This is a genomic window from Apibacter sp. B3706, from assembly GCF_011082725.1.
Lineage (GTDB): Bacteria > Bacteroidota > Bacteroidia > Flavobacteriales > Weeksellaceae > Apibacter.
On the sequence record NZ_CP049715.1, the window covers coordinates 1427561 to 1449062 of the forward strand.

Annotated in this window: 19 protein-coding genes; 9 read left to right on the forward strand and 10 right to left on the reverse strand. The window is 31.5% G+C overall.

Going from position 1 to position 21502, the window contains the following annotated elements:
- Positions 1–152: 152 nt before the first annotated feature.
- From gpmI to G8C41_RS06435, 4 genes are all read right to left on the reverse strand, one after another.
- Positions 153–1676, reverse strand: coding sequence for a 2,3-bisphosphoglycerate-independent phosphoglycerate mutase (gene gpmI, locus G8C41_RS06420; RefSeq protein ID WP_160568239.1), 1524 nt, complete (start codon positions 1674–1676; stop codon positions 153–155).
- Between the two features lie 171 nt (positions 1677–1847).
- The gene (gene glmS, locus G8C41_RS06425) at positions 1848–3692 is read right to left on the reverse strand and encodes a glutamine--fructose-6-phosphate transaminase (isomerizing) (protein ID WP_166006771.1); all 1845 of its coding nucleotides are present in this window, start codon (positions 3690–3692) and stop codon (positions 1848–1850) included.
- A 39-nt stretch (positions 3693–3731) separates the two neighbouring features.
- Positions 3732–5246, reverse strand: a complete 1515-nt coding sequence (locus tag G8C41_RS06430; RefSeq protein WP_166006773.1) for a DUF4270 family protein — start codon at positions 5244–5246, stop codon at positions 3732–3734.
- 7 nt (positions 5247–5253) lie between these two features.
- A complete protein-coding gene (locus G8C41_RS06435; protein WP_160543046.1) occupies positions 5254–6063 on the reverse strand; it encodes a glycogen/starch synthase in 810 nt (269 codons plus the stop codon).
- A gap of 104 nt (positions 6064–6167) precedes the next feature.
- Here G8C41_RS06435 and panC point away from each other — a divergent pair, with 104 nt between their 5' ends.
- Together panC and G8C41_RS06445 are read left to right on the forward strand one after the other, a co-directional pair.
- The gene (gene panC / locus G8C41_RS06440) at positions 6168–7010 is read left to right on the forward strand and encodes a pantoate--beta-alanine ligase (RefSeq protein WP_166006775.1); all 843 of its coding nucleotides are present in this window, start codon (positions 6168–6170) and stop codon (positions 7008–7010) included.
- Positions 7011–7281: 271 nt separating this feature from the next.
- Positions 7282–8310 carry a lysylphosphatidylglycerol synthase transmembrane domain-containing protein gene (locus tag G8C41_RS06445; RefSeq protein WP_166006777.1) on the forward strand — a complete coding sequence of 343 codons (1029 nt, stop codon included), beginning with the start codon at positions 7282–7284 and terminating at the stop codon, positions 8308–8310.
- 145 nt (positions 8311–8455) lie between these two features.
- On the opposite strand, the gene G8C41_RS06450 is transcribed toward G8C41_RS06445, so the two are convergent.
- The 4 genes from G8C41_RS06450 to G8C41_RS06465 all read right to left on the reverse strand — a co-directional run bounded on the left by G8C41_RS06450 (position 8456) and on the right by G8C41_RS06465 (position 12732).
- Positions 8456–9037: a 50S ribosomal protein L25/general stress protein Ctc gene (locus tag G8C41_RS06450; RefSeq protein ID WP_166006779.1), complete on the reverse strand. Its 582-nt coding sequence runs from the start codon at positions 9035–9037 to the stop codon at positions 8456–8458.
- 7 nt (positions 9038–9044) lie between these two features.
- Positions 9045–9980: a ribose-phosphate pyrophosphokinase gene (locus G8C41_RS06455; RefSeq protein WP_105296944.1), complete on the reverse strand. Its 936-nt coding sequence runs from the start codon at positions 9978–9980 to the stop codon at positions 9045–9047.
- Positions 9981–10097: 117 nt separating this feature from the next.
- On the reverse strand, positions 10098–11513 hold the full coding sequence (locus G8C41_RS06460) for an SGNH/GDSL hydrolase family protein (RefSeq protein WP_166006781.1): 1416 nt from the start codon (positions 11511–11513) through the stop codon (positions 10098–10100).
- Positions 11514–11523: 10 nt separating this feature from the next.
- On the reverse strand, positions 11524–12732 hold the full coding sequence (locus tag G8C41_RS06465; protein ID WP_255466921.1) for an OmpP1/FadL family transporter: 1209 nt from the start codon (positions 12730–12732) through the stop codon (positions 11524–11526).
- Positions 12733–12990: 258 nt separating this feature from the next.
- Between G8C41_RS06465 and G8C41_RS06470 the strand changes: the two genes are divergently transcribed.
- Both G8C41_RS06470 and feoB read left to right on the forward strand, forming a co-directional pair.
- The gene (locus G8C41_RS06470; protein WP_105296941.1) at positions 12991–13230 is read left to right on the forward strand and encodes a ferrous iron transport protein A; all 240 of its coding nucleotides are present in this window, start codon (positions 12991–12993) and stop codon (positions 13228–13230) included.
- A gap of 9 nt (positions 13231–13239) precedes the next feature.
- Complete coding sequence (gene feoB / locus G8C41_RS06475) at positions 13240–15270, forward strand: ferrous iron transport protein B (protein WP_166006785.1); 2031 nt, start codon at positions 13240–13242, stop codon at positions 15268–15270.
- Positions 15271–15322: 52 nt separating this feature from the next.
- Here feoB and G8C41_RS06480 read toward each other — a convergent pair whose 3' ends face one another.
- Both G8C41_RS06480 and G8C41_RS06485 read right to left on the reverse strand, forming a co-directional pair.
- Positions 15323–15838, reverse strand: coding sequence for an HPP family protein (locus G8C41_RS06480; protein ID WP_166006787.1), 516 nt, complete (start codon positions 15836–15838; stop codon positions 15323–15325).
- A complete protein-coding gene (locus G8C41_RS06485; protein ID WP_166006789.1) occupies positions 15835–16374 on the reverse strand; it encodes a TetR/AcrR family transcriptional regulator in 540 nt (179 codons plus the stop codon). Before G8C41_RS06485 ends, G8C41_RS06480 begins: the two co-directional genes overlap by 4 nt.
- Positions 16375–16728: 354 nt before the next feature.
- On the opposite strand from G8C41_RS06485, the gene G8C41_RS06490 reads away from it, so the two are divergent.
- The 5 genes from G8C41_RS06490 to bshB1 all read left to right on the forward strand — a co-directional run bounded on the left by G8C41_RS06490 (position 16729) and on the right by bshB1 (position 21496).
- Complete coding sequence (locus G8C41_RS06490) at positions 16729–18384, forward strand: fatty acid--CoA ligase (RefSeq protein WP_166006791.1); 1656 nt, start codon at positions 16729–16731, stop codon at positions 18382–18384.
- Between the two features lie 224 nt (positions 18385–18608).
- Entirely contained in the window at positions 18609–19835 is a 1227-nt protein-coding gene (locus G8C41_RS06495) for an isocitrate dehydrogenase (NADP(+)) (RefSeq protein WP_166006793.1), read from the forward strand.
- Positions 19836–20004: 169 nt separating this feature from the next.
- The gene (locus tag G8C41_RS06500) at positions 20005–20256 is read left to right on the forward strand and encodes a type B 50S ribosomal protein L31 (protein WP_105296935.1); all 252 of its coding nucleotides are present in this window, start codon (positions 20005–20007) and stop codon (positions 20254–20256) included.
- 134 nt (positions 20257–20390) lie between these two features.
- A complete protein-coding gene (locus G8C41_RS06505; RefSeq protein WP_105296934.1) occupies positions 20391–20705 on the forward strand; it encodes a hypothetical protein in 315 nt (104 codons plus the stop codon).
- A 74-nt stretch (positions 20706–20779) separates the two neighbouring features.
- Positions 20780–21496, forward strand: coding sequence for a bacillithiol biosynthesis deacetylase BshB1 (gene bshB1 / locus G8C41_RS06510; RefSeq protein WP_160568261.1), 717 nt, complete (start codon positions 20780–20782; stop codon positions 21494–21496).
- The last annotated feature ends 6 nt before the right edge of the window (positions 21497–21502 follow it).

Consider the following 21502-nt stretch of genomic DNA (forward strand, 5'->3'; position numbering starts at 1 on the left):
TAAATAGTCCTATTTTGACAAACTTTATCTCTATTTAATAAAAATAAACGGAAATTAATTCTCATACTGTTCTATATTTTAGCAACTATTTATAACAATAAAAAAAGAGATATTATAAATATCTCTTTTTTTATAATTTAAATTTTTCCTAATTATTTCTCAATTAAAACATTTCCTGTCATTTCTGATGGAATAGGTAAGCCCATTAATGTTAAAATGGTAGGAGCTATATCTCCTAGTTTACCTTGTTTTAAATTGTATTTTTGATTATCAACTACAATTAAAGGGACTAAATTAGTAGTATGTTGAGTATTAGGTGAGCCGTCTTCGTTCTTCATTTTATCAGAATTTCCGTGATCTGCAATAATCAGAGTTGTATATCCATTTTCTAACGCTGCTTTACAAATATCTCCGGCACATTCATCTACTACTTCTGCTGCTTTAACTGCTGCTTCAAATACTCCGGTATGACCTACCATATCCGCATTGGCAAAATTGAGGCATACAAAATCCACTTCTTTTTTTTCTAATTCGGGAATAATAGCATCTCTTATATCATATGCAGCCATTTGTGGTTTTAAATCATATGTTGGCACATCTTTAGGAGATGGGGCTAAAATTCTTTTTTCATTTTCAAATACTTTTTCTTCTCCTCCTGAAAAAAAGAATGTCACATGTGGATACTTTTCGGTTTCGGCAATTCTGATTTGTTTTAGAGCAGCATTTGCTATCACTTCACCGATTGTATTTTTAATCGTATCTTCTTTGAATATGACATGAATGTTTTTGAATGTTTCATCATATTCCGTCATAGTAACGAAATATAAATCCAATTTTTTAATTCCAACTTCCGGATGGTCATGTTGAGATAAAACATCCACTATTTCTCTCGGTCTGTCGGTACGGAAATTAAAACAGATCACCACATCTCCTTCTTGTATTTTGGCTACCGGATTATTATTTTCAGTTACAACGATAGGCATAAGAAATTCATCGGTAATTCCGTCTTCATACGATTGCTGTATAGCTTGTAAAGGATCTTCTGTTTTATTTCCTTCAGCATTTACCATTACATCATATGCTATTTTAACTCTTTCCCAACGTTTGTCTCTATCCATAGCATAGTATCTGCCTACAATAGAAGCTAATTTTGCATTGTTATCTTTGCAAAATTCGATCGTATCTTTTATAAAACCTTTACCACTTTGCGGATCGCAATCTCTCCCATCGGTAAAAGCGTGTACAAAAACATTAGGCACATTCGAAGAGTTTGCCGCTTCTACTAGTGCTTTTAAATGGCTTATATGTGAGTGAACACCTCCGTTGGATACTAACCCGATGAAGTGTACCGGTTTATTATTTTGTTTAGCATACTCAAATGCTTTTTTTAATTCTTCTTCATTTCCTAAGGTTCCGTTTTCTACGGCTAAATTTATCTTCGTCAAATTTTGATAAACCACTCTTCCTGCACCTAAATTCATATGCCCAACTTCTGAATTTCCCATTTGACCTTTAGGTAATCCAACATCCAATCCATAAGTTACTAAGGTGGTATTGGAATATTTTTGAAAACAGCTGTCCATAAAAGGTGTATGAGCATGGTCAATAGCAGATACACTTTTATCTGTGGCTATTCCCCATCCATCCAGAATCATTAAGATTACTTTTTTATTCATAATTTATTATTTTTTGTAAAATTAATCTATTTTTATGCGTATTTTTAATTTTAAAGTTACTGAATTTTTATGATTTTTGTTGAATATATATCGATAATCCATTCTTTTTTCTAATAAAAAAAGACTTGGTAATCAAGTCTTTTATATATTTAATAATTCATGATCTAGTGTTTATTCAACGGTAACAGATTTTGCTAAATTTCTAGGCTGATCTACATTAACCCCTCGCAATACAGCTATGTAATATGCTAACAATTGTAAAGGTATAACGGATAATAGCGGTGTAAAGCATTCTGAAACATCAGGAATTTCAATGGATTCGGTTACCATATCTTTAACTACGGTATCGCCTTGGGTAACAATTGCAATTACTTTTCCTTTTCTTGAATTAATTTCCTGTATATTACTTACAATCTTTTCATAATATCCTTTTTTAGGTGCAATGACAACAACCGGCATATTTTCATCAATTAAAGCTATAGGTCCGTGTTTCATTTCTGCTGCCGGATATCCTTCTGCATGGATATAGGATATTTCTTTTAATTTTAAAGCACCTTCTAAGGCGATAGGATAATTATAACCTCTACCTAAATATAAGAAGTTTCCTGCTCCAACGTATTGCTCTGCAATCTTTTTAATTTGATTTTCTGTATTTTTAATCACTTCTGCTACCCTTTCCGGTATAGTCTCCAACTCTATGATTAGACTATTGAATCGCTCTTTACTTATAGTACCTTTATGTTTAGCTAATTTAAGTGCTATCATTGCCAAAAGGGCAAGTTGAGCAGTAAATGCTTTGGTGGAAGCAACACCAATTTCCGGTCCTGCATGAGTATAGGAACCGGCATCAGTTAAACGTGCTATTGAAGAGTCGATAACATTACAAATACCATAAATAAATGCCCCTTTTTCTTTTGCTAATTTTAATGCAGCAATTGAATCTGCTGTTTCTCCTGATTGAGATATTGCAATAACAATATCTTTATCTGTTATTATCGGATTTCTGTATCTAAATTCAGAGGCATATTCTACTTCTACTGGTATTCTGGCTAAATCTTCAATAAGATATTCTCCAACCAAACCAGCATGCCAAGAAGTTCCACATGAAATAATTATTATCCTTTCTGCATTTAAAAATTTTTCTTGATAATCCCATATTCCCGCCATTTGAATTATGTCTTCATCTACTAATAGCCTTCCACGCATGGTATCCATAATAGATCTGGGTTGTTCATGGATTTCTTTTAGCATGAAATGTTCATAACCTCCTTTTTCAATCTTCTCTAAACTCGTTTTTAGTTCATGAATTTGTGGATTTACTTTAGAATTATCTTTTATTTTATATACATCTACTCCTTTTAGAGTTATGGTCGCCATTTCTCCGTCTTCAAGATAAACGACTTCATTGGTAAATTCAATGAAAGGAGAGGCATCTGATGCTACGAAGTATTCATTTTCACCTATACCTATTGCTAAAGGACTACTTAATCTTGCTACTACGATTTCTTGCGGTTGATCTACTTCCATAACTGCTATGGAATAAGCACCTACAACTTCATTTAAAGCATATCTGACAGCTGTTGATAAATCTACGTTTTGTGTCTCTTGCATATACTGTATCAAGTTCACTAATACTTCTGTATCGGTTTCACTTTTAAATGTATATCCTTTAGAGGTAAGCATTATTTTTAAAGTTCCATAATTCTCAATAATACCGTTGTGAATAATTGCTAATTTTCCGTTATTTGATATATGAGGGTGTGCATTTATATCACTGGGAACTCCATGGGTAGCCCATCTTGTATGGCCTATTCCTACGGTTGCTTCTGAGTTTAAATCTTTACATTTAGCTATTAAATCGGATACTGAACCTTTTGTTTTTCTTAATTCAAAGGCTCCGTTTTCATTTAAAACTATGCCCGCACTATCATAACCTCTATATTCTAACCTTTTTAGACCGTTTAATATTATGGGTAAGGCTTTTTTATTTCCAATATATCCAGTTATTCCACACATAATTTAATGTTTTTATATTTTTTTATATTAAATATATATTTAATTTTTGGTATACAATATTTCTAATCTTAATTTTTTATCTCCTGAATTTTTATTACCATAAAAAGTTAATCGGAAAGGTTCATAAGCTCTTGTCGTCTTTGAATATCCTAAATATTCGTTACTGTTGGTAGAACGAGTTATAAAATTACCCATTTCTACAAGTATTTCATCATTAGGTTTATTTTTTTCTACAATATCTTTGATTTGTTTGGTTACATTCAGTGTATAATATTGGGGATTAGTTTCAAAATCGTACTTTGGATTAAAGAAATAACCCGCTAGACCGGAATAAAAAGTTAAATCAGGCAAAAACTTCTTTTGTGTATAATTATATCCATATATATAATCAGGTTTTGACTGCACATTTTCGGTAAGATAAAATTTCAATTTTGCTCCGGTAATAGCCCAATTGTGATTTTGTACCGAATCTTTTATTGCTTCTAATTGTGAATCATCTAATTTAAGATGAATGGAAGGCCCTCCCATACCTTGTAAAAATAAAATAGATTCACCTAACTGCTTATTCGGATTCTGCATTTGCTGCTTAAATTGTGAACTGGCAGTATTACGATTATAAAAGTTATATTCTCCTACCATTGAATTATAGGCCGAATTCATGGTAAATGAATAAGTTGCAGGTGTAAAATTATCTGATGATTGATCTTTATATCTATAATAAGCAATTAAGGTCATTTTGCTTACCGGGAAATTGAACATGAATTTAGAATTTTCATCGACCGGTTGTATTTTAATTCCTTTAAAATACTGAATAAATCGTGAATTATCACTAATATCTGCGCTTCCTTTTTTACTGAAAAAATATTGGTAGAAATAATCGGGATCTAATTTTATTCTATATCCGGCAGCAGTAGGTTCTGAAATAACTTTTCCATCACTTGTTTTTACCGATATACTGGTCAGTGAATCACCTAACAGTGCATTTCCTAATTTATCGCCAACATCAACTGTTTTATTGGAATAAAACTTAGAAGAGGTTGATTCCAAAAATGTATTAATCCTATTTACATTAACTTCCATGGAATTACCTGCTTTACCTAAATAGGAAGCTAATGTATATTTTTTAACGTATTTTATAGTATCGACACCACTGGTACTTCCGGGATTAAGAATGATTTTCTTTTCTTTGTAAGAAGAGGAATTGAATGCCGGATTGAGGCTTAACACAACAGAATCGACTTGCTGGATAGTCCCTTTGATTTCATCGGCTGTACTTAGTCTTACTTGAATATTAAAAGAGGCTTTTGATTTCCCAAAAGTATTATCTTCATAAATACCGATCAAACCACTTCCTAGAGTGTTATAATCTGCTCGAATAGTATCGTTGTTAGAAATATTATACGCAACCAGATCAACAAATGTTTTATTTCCTTCTAATTTATCAGGTATTAGATTAGCTCCAATATCTGTTGTATCGTTTTCACAACTTAATAAAAAAAAGGTTGGAAGTAAAGTTAGAGCTAATAACTTTACTTGAGACTTAAATATTTTCATAGTTGTTTTACTCTTGGATCTTTATTTCGCTGGTGACGTGATAAATTTCTTTGACATCTTCATTTTGAATAAAATCAAATTTAGGATTGCTTGATTGTTTAAACATGTCTTCCAATTCGTCAATTAAAACTTCTTCGCCTTTTACAATAGTGTCGGATCCTTTCATGGCTTCTTTGATAATACTTACGTATTTGTTATCAGTTAAGTAATTTAATTTACTTGTATCTATATTATCAAATTCCAAAATATCTTTAAGATTATTGCTGAAAATCCCGTTACTTCCTTGGTTATAAACCGATGTGATCACTTTTATATCACTGAAGAATGCATCATTAGCATAATTAGTTTTCAAATAGATTGGTAAAAAGCTGGCCATCCATCCATGTAAATGAATGATATCGGGTATCCAATTTAATTTTTTTATTGTTTCTAAAACCCCTTTGGTAAAGAAAACAGCCCTTTCATCATTATCTTCAAACCATTCATTTGCTTCATCTTTATAGGGAGATTTTCTTTTGAAATATTCATGATTTTCAATGAAATAAACTTGCATCCTTTCTCCCGGAAGTGAAGCTACTTTAATAACCAATGGCTGATCTAGGTCATTTATAATCAAATTCATACCTGATAGCCTGATTACTTCGTGAAGCTGAAATCTTCTTTCATTTATTTGCCCGAATCTAGGCATAAAGATTCTAACATCATTTCCTTGTGCAAACATTTGTTTGGCTAAATTGTAAACTCCTGATGAAATCGGATTTTCGTCAAAGTATGGTACTAATTCTGAAGTAACGTGAAGTATTCTTTTTGAACTCATTATAAATTGAAGGCTGATTATAATTTAACAAAGTTACAAAAAATTAATCAAACTGTAGTAAGTTTGCATTTTAAACCATGACATTCGTCACTTAAATCTAAAGTATGTTATTATTAAAAACCAGAAATGAATTATTTGATTTCATTCAATATATCCACGCTAAAAAATTAACTTTAGGATTTGTTCCTACTATGGGTGCACTTCACGAAGGCCACCTTTCTCTTTTTAAAAAAGCTATTGAAGATAATCAATATACTATAGGCAGCATTTTTGTAAATCCTACGCAATTTAATAATCAAGCGGATTTGATTAAATACCCTCGAACGGAAGAAGCAGACATTGCAAAATTGGAAAGTGTCGGTTGCGATGCATTATACTTACCAAGCGTTGAAGATTTATACCCAAATGGATTGGAATGTGAATCAATAGATATGAACGGATTGGATGTTGTTATGGAAGGAGCTTTTCGCCCGGGTCATTTCCAAGGTATGGCAACGGTTGTAAAGCGTTTGTTATTACAAGTTCAGCCTACCAGAGCCTATTTTGGTGAAAAGGATTTTCAACAGTTACAAATTATTCGCCAAATGGTCAAAACCTTACAATTGCCTGTCGAAATTTTAGGAATGCCAATCATTCGTGAATCCAACGGATTAGCTATGAGTTCACGTAATATGAGGCTTACTGAGGAATTTAAGAAAAAATCATTATTTATATATCAATCATTACTTAAAGCTAAAGAATTATCTTCGCATTATGCTCCTGAAAATGTGATTTGCAAAATTGAAAAATTGTATCTCAATTCAGATTTAAAATTGGAATATTTTACTATAACTGAAGAAGAATCACTACAAACGGCTCAGTCTTTTGACCCCTCTAAACACTATAGGGCTTTTATAGCAGTCCATGCCGGAGACATCCGTTTGATTGATAACATTCAAATAAGATAAAGAGTAAAATTAATTATATCATTACAAACCATTAAAAAACTACTACATTATTTATTTATAAATTATAAATACTTTATCTTTATTTAAATAATATTGTATCTTATAATCTTAACTAATTATTTAAATTATAATATATTAATTATAAATTCATTAAATTTATGTTTAATTATTACAATTTTTTAACTATTTATATTTTATATATTTTTAAATTTTTTGATTTTGGAGATTATACGATTAATTATAATTTTGGTCTGAATAATACATTGAATTCATGAATAAAAAATTAAAAAATACCCTTACGGTTTGTATATCTGTTATAATTGCCGGTGGACTAATGTATTTAGTTTCTAAAAGCTTAGGTGGTGATTTTGTAGAAAAAACCATATCAACCGTAAAAAAAGCAAACTATTTTTGGATAAGCATGGCTGCTATCTTCGGTTTAGGGGCTTATTGGATCAGAGCTGTCCGATGGAATTTACTTTTAGAACCCATGGGCTATAAAATTAAAAATTCAAATGCTTTATGGGCTCTTTCATTTGGGTATTTTTTAAACTTAGGAATTCCAAGAATGGGAGAAATAGGAAGAGCAACTGCTTTACAAACCGTAGAAAAAGTACCTTTTACCAATTCATTTGGGACTATCGTTACTGAAAGAATTATCGACTTATTTTTTATGTTATTTTTTATTCTTTTAGCTTTAGTTTTTAATTATTCAACATTACTGTCTTTTTTTGAATTACTAAGTAAGAATAAAACGAATAATCCTGATGAAAAAAATTACACACTTTATATTTCTATACTAGTCGTAATTTTATTATGCTGTATTCTAATGTATGTATTCAGAAAAAAATTGCTTCAATTATCAATTATTAAAAAAATAGTATTTTTCATAAAAGGAATTATTGACGGATTAGTTTCAGTTTTTAAATTAAAACAAAGAGTGAAGTTTATTTTATTGTCCTTCGGAATATGGATATGTTATTTTTTTGCTTCTTATCTTGTAGTTTTTGCCTTGCCAGAAACTTCTTCTTTACCTGTTCAAACAGGCTTTTATATTTTAGCCGTAGGAACTTTAGGCATGTTAGTACCTGCCTCGGGAGGCATAGGTGCTTTTCACCTTGCAATGATGATCGGGTTTTCGGCTTTATATTTACAATCCGGAAAATCTCTAGATGAAGGCAAAGATATTGGCTATTCTTATGCAATACTTGCTCACAGTTTACAAATGGTGTTAATGATTATAATGGGAATCATTTCAATAATTATGCTCACTAGGAATAAAGAAAAAACAATAATTTAAAATTAAAAAAGTGATAAACTTTTTAATTATAATAAATTAGTTATATTTTATAAAAAATAAAAAAGCTGTTCGTTTTGAACAGCTTTTATTTTGATTTATATAGAATACTATAGATTCTAAATTAATTTCGAAAACTTTATGAGTATTAGTTTTCTGATTCGTCATCTGCAGAAGCAGCCTTAACATTTCTAGATGTTTTCACAGCTGCAATTACAGTATTAGCCGGATGCAATATTTGGTAATCTTTTAATTCAACTTTAGATACTTCAAATTTATTACCAACATCTAAAGAAGTTACATCTATAACAATTTCATCCGGTAAATTTGCTGGAAGGGCTTTAACTCTAAGTTTTCTTAAGTTAATACGTAATACACCTCCTCTAACAACTCCTTTTGCTCTACCGGTTATTACCACAGGTACTTCCATAGTAACATATTTTTCCGGATTTATTTGATAAAAATCAGCATGGATTATCTTATCTGTTACCGGATGAAATTGTAGATCTTGCAAAATAGCATCTATTTTTTCTCCATCTATTTCCAAAGTAACTGTGTGTGCTTCAGGAGTATAAACTAAATCAGTAAAGCTTCTTTCTTTAGTAGAAAAATGGATTACATTTTTTTCTCCATAAACAACACAAGGAACTTTTTCAGCATTACGTAAGGCTTTTGAAGAATTTTTACCTACGCTTTCTCTTTTTTCTCCTTGAATTGTAATTGATTTCATATAATATTTACATTATAAATTTTTTACTTATTGATTCTCTGTTATGTACCAAGTTCATCACTTCTCCAAACAAAGGGGCGCAAGATAACACTTTTATTTTACTTACCAAAGTATTTTTTAAAGGAATTGAATCAGTTACAATCACTTCCTCCAATTTAGAATCGTTGATTCTATCATAAGCAGCACCTGAAAAAATAGCATGTGTTGCCATGGCTCGTACACTGGTTGCTCCTGCATCCATTAATATATCAGCCGCTTTAGTTAAAGTCCCTGCAGTATCAATCATATCATCTACTAAAATCACATTCCTTCCTCTAACATCACCGATTAAAGTCATAAAATCGACATTATTGGCTTTTTTTCTTTCCTTATAACAAATAACCACATCAGCATCTAAATATCCCGCATAGGTTCTTGCTCTTTTTGCTCCTCCCATATCCGGAGATGCAATGGTTAAGTTGTCTAGATTTAGTGATTTTACATAATTAATAAATATTGCAGACGCAAATAGATGATCAACCGGAATTTCGAAAAATCCTTGAATTTGATCAGCATGTAAATCCATAGTCATAACACGCGTTGCACCGGCAGCAGTCAATAAATTGGCTACCAATTTTGCTCCTATCGGAACACGAGGTTTATCTTTTCTGTCTTGACGCGCTAAACCAAAATAGGGAATTACAGCTGTTATCTTATCTGCAGATGCTCTTTTTGCTGCATCTATCATTAACAACATTTCCATCAAATTATCTGCCGGTGGAAATGTTGACCCTATAATAAAGACTCTGGAACCTCTTACCGATTCTTCTAAACAGGGTTGGTATTCACCATCACTAAAATCAAAGAAACTCATTTTCCCTAGGGGCATTCCATAACTTTGTGATATTTTTTCTGCTAAAGAAACACTTTCTCTAGTCGAGAAAATATGGACTGGTTGAATCATTTATATGTGTTAAAAATATTTTCTGAAAACGAGTACTGCAAATTTATGATTTTTTTAATCATACCATAATAAAACTGAACAAAATTTGTTCAGTTTTATTAAATATTTACTTTATCTTTAAGGAAACTTAACTGCTTGATATAGATTAGGATTAACGGAAGGAAGATTCGATTTAAATTTAAAGTTTATACTTTTAATAAATTCATTAGCTATAATGGCATACCCTCTTCCGGTTGGATGTATACCATCTAATGAAAAAAATCCTCCTGTTATAAATTCATTGGTATAACTTACTCCGTTGTAAAGAATACCTTCTTTTGTTTTTAAATTTTTAATTAGTGAATTTGTATCTGTGATTGCCAGATTATACTGTTTTGCTACAGTTTCAATGCTCTCATTAAATGCTTGAGTTGCTTCTTTGATGGTTAGAATCTCCTTATCGGTCAAAACATATTGATCCTCTATAGGTTTTGAAGTTCCTCCACCCGTTTTTAAAATGGAAGATACTGACAATAGAAATAAATCTTTTGAGGTAGACATCCTTATAGAAGGAAGTCCCATCGCATCTAAATTTGTTAAATTCTTATCTATAATTACTCCTCCATTAGCTTTATCTTCCGTAAAAACAATTTTTCTACTTGCGGCTTCTTCTTCTGTAATTATATTTTTTGCTTTTGCTTGATCCAAACCGGAATTATACTTTTGATAGGAAGCATTTAAATTTTTTATTTGCTGCGGTGTAAATTGATTGGCTTTAAAAGGTAAGGACGAAACTTTATTGAAAAAAGGAAAATCGGTAACGTCCGGAATTGTAGCTACCACTCCTTTTGCCGAATTTGAGTTAAGTGTTTGTACCAATGTACTATAAGCATTCTGAAAAGTTGAAATATCTGTAATCACAGCCGATCCATCTCCTCCGGAAGTGGCATAGCTTAAAATATCATTAATTCCAATCCATAAAGAAAAAAAGGTAGGATTTTGTTCCATTACATCTTCTACCACCGTTGCATTGGGCTTAGAAGCAAATCGTACAAAATAAGGATTGGATTTTTTGGAAGCTAAATGAGTCGGATTTCCATATCCCGCCGCAAGCAAATGAAATGATTTAGCTCCCGGTATACCCATATTTTGATATCCATCTTTTGAATAAATATTTGCAAGAGTAGTTGTTCCTACGCCCGCACTGGTAACCGGAGCAAGAGAACCCTCTGCTACTACCAATATTTTTTTATTTTCCACTTTTGCACTCGGAATTCCTCCTAATTCATCTGCCATAAAAGGAATATTAAATGCCTTACAGCCTGAACGCTTCATTTGCTCGGCAATCATTGACGGAAAGGATTCTTTTTGTCCTGATATATACAGTGCATTATCTCTAAAACCTGCAGTAAATGAATCTCCTAAGGCTATATATTTAGAAAAATTTGCATCTCCCGAACTAAATACGGTATTTATATCTTCATTAAAGTCATTATTGCATGAAAGGAAAAAAATAAACATTCCTAACCAAAGCATTAGTATATTCTTACTCATTTCTAATATTTTAAAAAGGATTCCAAGCTAATCCCAGCCCGAACATAAAGCTATGCATCTTGACATCTCCTTTGAAATTATAAAATTTATTTACTACTTTTCTTGAATTACCAACATAATACATCCCTGTCATATCAAGCATTAATTTATCTTTTAAGAATTTATAACCAATACCTCCTGTTATGGCATTATTATCTGTACTTGGCATTTCCGGACTCCAATAGTCCTTACTGATCGGTGAAGGATCGTAGTAGTATCCTAAACGAACATCCAACTTATCAGATACGGAATATTCTGAACCCACTCTAAATGTATGAGTGTTATGTAAATTTTTAGGCGATGTGGATATCGTTGGATCGTTGGGATCATTGCCTACCTTATTTTGATTGAAATCAATTGTCAAAGCTTTGTATTTATTCCATCCTGAAATATTCAAATCGGTGGAAATCGTCCACTGGGGCAAAAGCCTATAGGTTAATCCCAGTGTGATTTCAGAGGTTAGGGGTAACTTTGCATTAAATCGGTCATTTTCCGTAGGAAATGATTCACTTCCAACTAATGATTTTGGAAGGTAGAATCGGGCTTTTCCATTGACCGCATGAATATCGATATTGGAACGATAGGCTATACTGACATCCAAATCTTTAATCGGTCTGATATACATACCTACATTATACCCATTACCGGTTGCATTTTTATCAACCAGTTTCATTCTTCCGTCTATTGAAGATATAGCTTTTTGCAGATTAACGCTTCCTAATGCATATATATATCCGGCACCCACGCTAAACCAATCATTTAGACGATAGGCTACAGTCGGTTGAAAGAAATACGACCGAATAGTAATTTTAGTAATTAAATCTTTACCTTCCCAATTTTGTCCCCAATCGACGCTGCTTCCGAAAGGAGTAGTAAAGCTAAAAGCAACGGATAGTTTATCAGTGGCTTTGTAGGCAATATTAAACAGAGAAGGCGTACTTACCGGATTATCTGTTTTTGTTTTATATAAAGTAGGCTTATTTTGAAAATCAGCTTTTCCCATTATTATGAAAGTTCCCGCTGCAATGCTAAATTTTGAGGGTATAAATGATATACCTGCCGGATTGAAGAAAGCAACGCTTGCATCTCTGGTGTGAGCACTGGTGTGTGCCATAGCTGCTTGTCTAGCTCCTTGAAGTGATACCCTAAACCCTCCTGCTTGCATTATAATAGATGTCATAATAAAGAACATAAATACTGCTTTTCTCATCATTATAAATGTCATAGTGTAGCAAAACTATAGGATTTTTAAGAAATTAATAAATTTCTATTTCTTTAATTTTTAATTTGATAATATACCTTAAGTTTTAGTGGTAGTTTTATATTAGGAAACTTTTGGTATCTTGTCTATTAAATAATTTTTGATTTTATTTAGATTAAATACAAATAATTCATATATTTGCTTGAGAATATTAAAAAGGTGTTTAGTTATAAAATCATGCTTACCCATAAATCCCTTTCATTTTTAAAACCAGCACAACAAGCAAAAGTTATAGGATTTTCTGAAGAAGATATACCCACTAAGATTTTAGAAATGGGAATAGTTCCCGGCGTTTTTGTTAAATTAAAACGTCAGGCTCCTTGGAACGGTCCTCTTTTTATTGAATACGGTAAAGAGAAAAGCACGGTTATGTTACGTAAGGAAGAAGCAGATTGTATATTGATAGAAATGCAATAGAAAAAAACAATGAGTATTAAAACTATTGCTCTCATAGGAAATCCAAATGCCGGAAAAACAACACTTTTTAATCAACTAAGCGGATTACATCAAAAAACCGGAAATTATCCGGGTATTACCGTTGAAAAAAAAGAAGGTAAGCTTACTTATAAAGATACTGACTATAGGCTAATTGACCTTCCCGGGGTATACAGTCTATGTCCTTCTTCTGCTGATGAAGAGGTGGTATTAACAATTCTTGCCAATCCTGATAATCCTTACTATCCTGATATTATTATAGTAGTGGCCGATGTTCATAATATGAAAAGAAGTTTATTTCTGTATGAACAAATCAAAGATTTAAAAATTCCTACTATTTTAGTTATTAATCAAATTGACAATATTGAAAAAGAAGGAATTCTAATTCGAGATAAAAATTTAGCCGATTATTTTCCAACTCCTGTAGTACTAGTCAGTTCCAGAAAAGGTAAAGGTATTGATGAATTAAAAGAAATTATATATAATGGTTTTGTCAATGAATCGTTCGAAACTTTTCAATATCCTAAAGAATTTGAAAAACCGGTAAGAGAATTATCCAATAAATTTGAAATTGATGACTACCTCGCTTGGCTTTTCTTGGCTCAAACAAAAACGAACAACATCCCGAGTGCGTATCGTGAAAATGTATCGGAAATTATAAATAAGTATAAGTTGATTCCTAAAAGGCTTCAACTTAAAGAAACTATTTTAAGGCATCGCCAAATTGACGATCTTGTAGAAAAAGTGGTCTATAAAGATCCAAACTATCAGACTTTCACGAACAAATTCGATAAAATTGCAACGCATCATTTTTGGGGATATTTTTTATTTTTTTCAATCTTATTTTTAATTTTTCAAGCCTTATTTTTTTTGTCAGGCTATCCTCAAGATTGGATTGAAGCTCTATTTGCCAATACTAGTGAACTTCTCGAAGCTTATTTACCGAACGGACCACTATCGGAGCTCATTACGCAAGGTATAATTCCCGGAATTAGTGGAGTTGCTGTATTTGTCCCTCAAATTGCAATTTTATTTTTCTTTCTGTTGATTATGGAAGAAAGCGGTTACATGGCTAGAGTTGTATTTTTGATGGATCGTTGGTTCAGACCTGTTGGACTGAACGGAAAAAGTGTTGTTCCTTTATTATCCGGTGCCGCTTGTGCTATTCCTGCAATAATGTCGGCACGAAATATTGAAAATTCAAAGGAACGATTAATTACAATTTTGGTTACACCATTTATAACCTGCTCGGCTCGCCTTCCGGTATACTCCATTATCATCGCTTTAGTCATTCCTATAGGAAATGGAATCTTTAATTTACAGGGTATTGTTATGATGATTATGTACTTATTGGGAGTCATAATGGTTTTTATAAGTGCATCCATTGCCAACAAATTAATAAAATCTAACTATAAAAGCTATCTTATTTTGGATATGCCGAATTATAAAGTTCCTTTTTGGAGAAATGTATTTTACGGTTTATTTGAAAAATCATTGAGCTTTATAGCTAATGCCGGTAAAATCATCGTTGCTGTCAGTGTCATACTTTGGGCATTAGGAAAATTTGGAAAAATAAACGAAAATGGTAAAACAAATTATCTGGCAGATGTTCCTTTAGAAAATTCTTATTTAGGAAATTTCGGAAAAGTAATTGAACCGGTTTTTAAACCTTTAGGGTATGACTGGAAGATTGATATTGGTATTCTTTCTTCATTTGCTGCCAGAGAGGTTTTTGTCGGAACCATTGCTTCCATATACAGTTTGGAAGATGATGGCAGTGAAAATCTTAAATTAAAAGAATTAATGAGAAAGGATATTAACCACAATACGATGAAGCCTACATTTAACTTAGCGACAGGCATTTCCATTTTATTGTTCTATGCTTTTGCCATGCAATGCGTCAGTACCTTGGCTGTTGTTAGAAAAGAAACAAATTCGTGGAGATGGCCGGCCGTTCAATTATTTTTTATGACGGGCATAGCCTATTTAGTTGCTTTACTTGCTTATCAGCTCTTAAAATAAATATTAAATATTTTTTACGAACTTTCTACAACTTAATCATTACATAAATTAATTAAATCCAAAATTTAGGATATTTTCTATTTTTGCTCAGATTGTTGAATAATAATGCAATAATCACCAACACGATTGCTCCCGATAAAACCGGATTAATTAAAAAGTTCCACTTTACTCCTCCGGTAATAATTATAAGCGGATCTGCTCCTGCCGGCGGATGGGTAGTCTTCGTTATTTGCATGACAAATATAGCTAATCCTACTCCCAATGATAGGGAATACCATTCATTTTTTAATACCATCGATACAATTAAACCCATAATTGAAGATAAAATATGGCCACCAATAATATTCCTAGGTTGAGACAGTGGACTTTCAGGTACACCAAATGCCAATACACAGGTTGCGCCGAAAGGTGCCATAATAAAAGGAATTGAGGTTGATTTTGTTAATAAGGCTATACACATAATTGCTATACATCCTCCAATTCCCGATAAAATTGAAAAATTAAAATTAACTTTAAGAGGACTTCGTTCTCTACTTATAAATTTTGATAGATATTTTTTACTATTCATTTCATTAAATTTTTGATATTATTTTTTGTTTTCTCTATAAGATTCTGTGTTCTATATACTTGACTATCGATCATACATGCTTCAAAAAACATATAAATAATGAAGGCGTCGTTTTCCTCACCTATTATATCTATAAAAAAATTCTGCAGTTCAGTTTTATGTTTTTGTATTACACTTAAAATGCGAACATTATCCGGTTGTATTTCGGATAGCATGTTCAGAAAGCAACAACCTCGAAAATTTTCTTTTTCATTCATTTGTTCTAAATAATCAAAAGCTGATAATACTTTTTCTTTCGGGATTGTTTTTTCTTCAGTAAAATGTTTTAATCCTTCAAACCAGGTTTTATGACGTACTTCTAAATATTCAAGAGCTAAATTTTCTTTTGATTTAAAATGTTGATAAAAACTGGCTTTTGCAACCTTGGCTTTTTCAATGATTTCATTGATTCCTGTAGCATTGTATCCTTGCTGATGAAATAATTGTGATGCTACGTATACTATTCTTTCTCTGGGGGGCTTATTTTTTAATTCCATTCAACAAAGATAAAATAAATTTTTCAGATATAGACATACTTGTCTGTATATTTTTATTAAATACATTAATACCAACAAAGTTTACTCACTTTTATAAAATATATAAACCAGTATAATGATAACGCATGTAGTTACTCAGCTTTATTACTCCTATACAAAACAGATATGTAATCCAATAAATTAATTATAATTATTAATTCATCAAGCAATATCTATATACAAGCTCAAATATTTATATTAATTAGAAATTGTGCTATAATTCTACTACTAAAACAGCATTCATATGATTTATAATAAAAACCATTAGCATAAAATATTATATTTTGTAAATTAGCGCATATTTAATAATTTAAGATGATATTTAAAAAAATTAACTCTGTAAAAAATGCTCACAAGTCTCCTCTGCTCATTAAAGGATTATATGATTATTGTACTACTTTAAATCCTGATAATGAAATTATTTACAAAGATATTTCCAGATATAATTATCGAGAATTCAAAAAACGAGTTCAACGATATGCCAATATGTTAAGAAATCTTGGGATAGACGGAGGCGAAACCATTGCCGTAATGGATTATGACAGTCATCGATATCTCGAATCTTATTTTGCTATTCCTATGACCGGAAATGTTCTTCATATGATTAATTGGAGATTGTCTCCTGAGCAAATTCATTATACTATTAATCATGCTGAAGATTTAGTTATCATTGCTCACGCAGATTTTCTTCCTATTTTGGAAAAATTTGCAGGAGATATGCCCTCTTTAAAATATTTAATCATTTGTAAAGATGATGATACTATAATAACTTCTGAAAATTTAAGTATTACCGGAGAATACGAACAATTGATGGCTGAAGCTTCTGTTTCATATGAATTCGAAGAGTTTGATGAAGATGCAGTTGCCACAACATTTTATACTACAGGTACAACGGGCAATCCTAAAGGCGTATATTTTACCCATAGACAATTGGTGCTTCATACCTACAATACGGCAGCCAGTTTTGGATTTTCCGGTTCAATTGCATGTCGTTTAAATTCCAATGATGTGTATTTACCGTTAACACCGATGTTTCATGTTCATGCATGGGGATTTCCTTATCTTGCAACCACCTTTTCATTAAAGCAAATATATCCCGGAAAATTTAATTTAACCGGATTTATTGATATTTTCACAAAAGAAAAACCAACTTTCTCTCATTGTGTACCTACTATTTTGCAAATGATTTTAGAGAGTAATGAAACTAAAGATATTGATTTCAACGGATGGAAAGTTATTATTGGTGGAGCTTCTTTAACCAAAAAGTTAGCAAAAAATGCTCTTGAAAAAAATATTGATATTATGTCAGGATACGGAATGTCCGAAACTTGTCCAATTATAACGTTAACTCACATAGATCCTAAATATAAAAATTTAGATATAGATGAACAATCTGAAATGAGAATCAGAACCGGAACTCCTGTTCTATTTACAACCATAAAAATTATTAACGAACAAGGAGACCATGTACAAAATAATGATGTAGAACAAGGGGAAATCATTATTCGAGCGCCCTGGCTAACTCAAGGTTATTTTAAAGACGAAGAAAGAGGAAACGAATTATGGAGTGAACAATATTTACATACTGGAGACGTAGCTACCATAAATTCCAATAATTCTATAAATATTACAGATAGAATAAAAGATATTATCAAAAGTGGAGGTGAGTGGATTTCTTCTGTTCAATTAGAAAATATTATTACCGGACATGAATCTGTGGCTGAAACCGCTGTAATTGGAATTCCGGACGAAAAATGGAGTGAAAAGCCTTGTGCATTTATCGTTTTAAAACCGAATATGACGTTAACTCATGATGAATTAAAAGATTATTTAAAACAATATACGGAATCCGGAATATTGAGTAAATGGGCTATACCTCAAAATATAAAATTTGTTTCAGAAATCCCCAAAACCAGTGTGGGAAAATTAAATAAAAAACTAATCAGACAACAATTTGTAGAAAATTTATAAGAGTTTAAAAATCTATTTTTTTAGTAAAATAAAAAGGTTAATAAATGGTAATTATTAACCTTTTTTATTTTTAGTCTTTACTGTTTAAAGATCCTTACCAAACTCTTCGATTAAACATAAGTGTGCCATAAAGATCTTTATTCATTATATTAAACTAAAATTAGGTCAAATATTTGTTTTACTGAGGTAAGTATTGTTATATTTGATACAAATCAATAGTTATCATGCAAAAAATAAAAGTACTTAATCCGGTTGTTGAAATGGACGGAGATGAAATGACAAGAATTATATGGAAGTTCATTAAGGACAAACTCATTCTCCCCTATTTAGATATAGATCTGAAATACTTTGATTTAGGTATTGAAAACAGAGATAAAACTAACGATCAAGTTACTATAGACTCTGCGGAAGCAACTAAAAAATATAATGTTGCCGTAAAATGTGCTACTATTACTCCTGATGAAGCTCGTGTTAAAGAATTTAACTTAAAAAAAATGTGGAAATCGCCTAATGGCACCATTCGTAATATTGTTGGAGGAACAGTTTTTAGAGAACCTATTATTATGAATAACGTTCCGAGATATGTACAAGGATGGACGCAACCCATTGTAATTGGCCGTCATGCTTTTGGAGACCAATATAAAGCAACAGATGTGGTAACTAAAGGTCCCGGTAAATTAACCATGATCTTCACACCTGAAAACGGCGAGCCTCAAACTTGGGAAGTCTTTGATTTTAAAGATGACGGAGTTGCAATGTCCATGTATAACACCGATGAATCTATTGAAGGGTTTGCGCATTCTTCATTTCAAATGGCATTAACCAAAAAATGGCCTTTATATCTGTCCACTAAAAACACCATTTTAAAAGCTTATGACGGAAGATTTAAAGATATCTTTCAGAAAATATATGAAGATCATTATCAATCCAAATTTGAAGAACTGGGAATTACTTATGAACATCGTCTAATTGATGACATGGTAGCTTGTGCCATGAAATGGAACGGAGGCTTTGTATGGGCGTGTAAAAATTATGATGGTGACGTACAGTCAGACACTGTTGCTCAAGGTTTTGGTTCTTTAGGCTTAATGACTTCTGTTTTGGTTACTCCGGATGGCAAAACCGTTGAAGCAGAGGCTGCTCATGGTACTGTTACCCGACATTATAGATTATATCAAGAACGTAAAGAAACTTCTACCAATCCCATAGCATCTATCTTTGCATGGACCAGAGGCTTAATGCATCGCGGTAAATTAGATCATACTCCGGATGTTGTCAATTTTGCAGAAACGCTGGAAAAGGTTTGTATTGAAACTGTTGAAGGAGGTAAAATGACCAAAGACCTTGCTTTATTAGTAAAAGGTAAACAAATGACCAGAGAAGATTATCTTAATACTGAAGATTTTCTAGATGCTATTGACAAAGGGTTAAAAAATAAATTAGTGAAATAATCAAGTATTTTTAATCTGTTACACAAATATATTTATCTTATTAATCAACTACTTGTGTGACTAAATATTAACACATTTTTCTAATATGAAGAATCTCATATTTTTTTCCTATGTATTCTTGATTATTTAGAAATAAAATTGTAATTTTGCAACTCAAATTTTTAGAGAAATGAAAAAAGACATTCATCCGGATAACTATAGATTAGTTGTTTTTAAAGATATGAGCAACGACGAGGTATTTTTATGTAAATCTACTGCAGAAACAAAAGATACAATTGAATATGAAGGAGTAGAATATCCTTTAGTTAAGATGGAGATTTCAAGTTCTTCTCACCCTTTTTATACAGGAAAAGTTAAATTGGTTGATACTGCAGGTAGAGTTGATAAATTCTTTAACAAATACAAAAATTATAAAAAGTAATATAGTAATACTATTATAAAAAATTAAATATACCCATAGTAGTAATACCATGGGTATATTTTTTTATCTTTTTGGCATAAATATTGATGGAAAGAATAGTAAATTAGGTTTCTGCCTTAATAAAACAACATATTATGAATGCTAAAATTTTAATTTTATTAGTAATAATGACCTTTTCTTCTATATTCGGTTATTCTCAAGAAAAATATAAATATAGAGAAGAAATACAATCTACCAATGAAAAAGTACAGAAAGTGGAAGCTCTGATTCAACAAGAATTTGGCTCTGCTTCTTCACCCGGAATTTGGACTTCAAATAATCCTGATTATGGTCTTATGATTAGAACTAAAGGGAATACATTTACCATAAGTGCCTGGCAAATTTCTGATAATACTGATATAAAGGCAAGAGTTGAAAAACTTATGTCCAAAGTAAAATCTGAACTGTAAAAAAAATTTTATATACTAAACTCTAAAACTTCAGTAATGACTTACTGGAGTTTTTTTAACTTAAAATTTGACCAATGAAATTAGATATATTAGCCATAGGTGCCCATCCTGATGATGTTGAACTAGGGTGTGGAGGAACTCTGGCCAAAATGATTTCTGAAAATAAAAAAGTGGGAATATTAGACCTGACGGAAGGTGAATTAGGGACAAGGGGAACAGCTCTTACTAGAAAATCTGAATCCGAAGAAGCCAGTAAAATACTTTCAATTGCTTATCGTGAAAACTTAAAATTCAGAGATGGTTTTTTTAAAAATGATGATATTCATCAAATTGAATTAATTAAAATAATAAGAAAATATAAACCGGATATTGTTTTAGCTAATGCGGTAAACGATAGACATCCTGATCACGGGAAAGCTGCTAAGCTGGTTTATGATGCCTGTTTTCTCTCCGGTTTATTAAAAATACAAACAAGTTATAACGGGGTAACACAAGATAAATGGAGACCTAAACATATATTCAATTACATTCAATGGAATGAAGAAAAACCGGATTTTATAATCGATATATCTCATTTTTTAGATAAAAAAATAGAAGCTTGTATGGCCTATAAAACACAGTTTTATGATCCGAATTCATTAGAACCTAATACTCCTATTACCTCCATTAATTTCAAAAAAAGTATTATATACAGAGCTGAAAATTTGGGTAGGTTAATAGGCTGTGATGCAGGTGAAGGCTTTACTTCTCAAAAATGGATTGGTCTGAAAGATTTTGAAAATTTTGTTTGATAATAT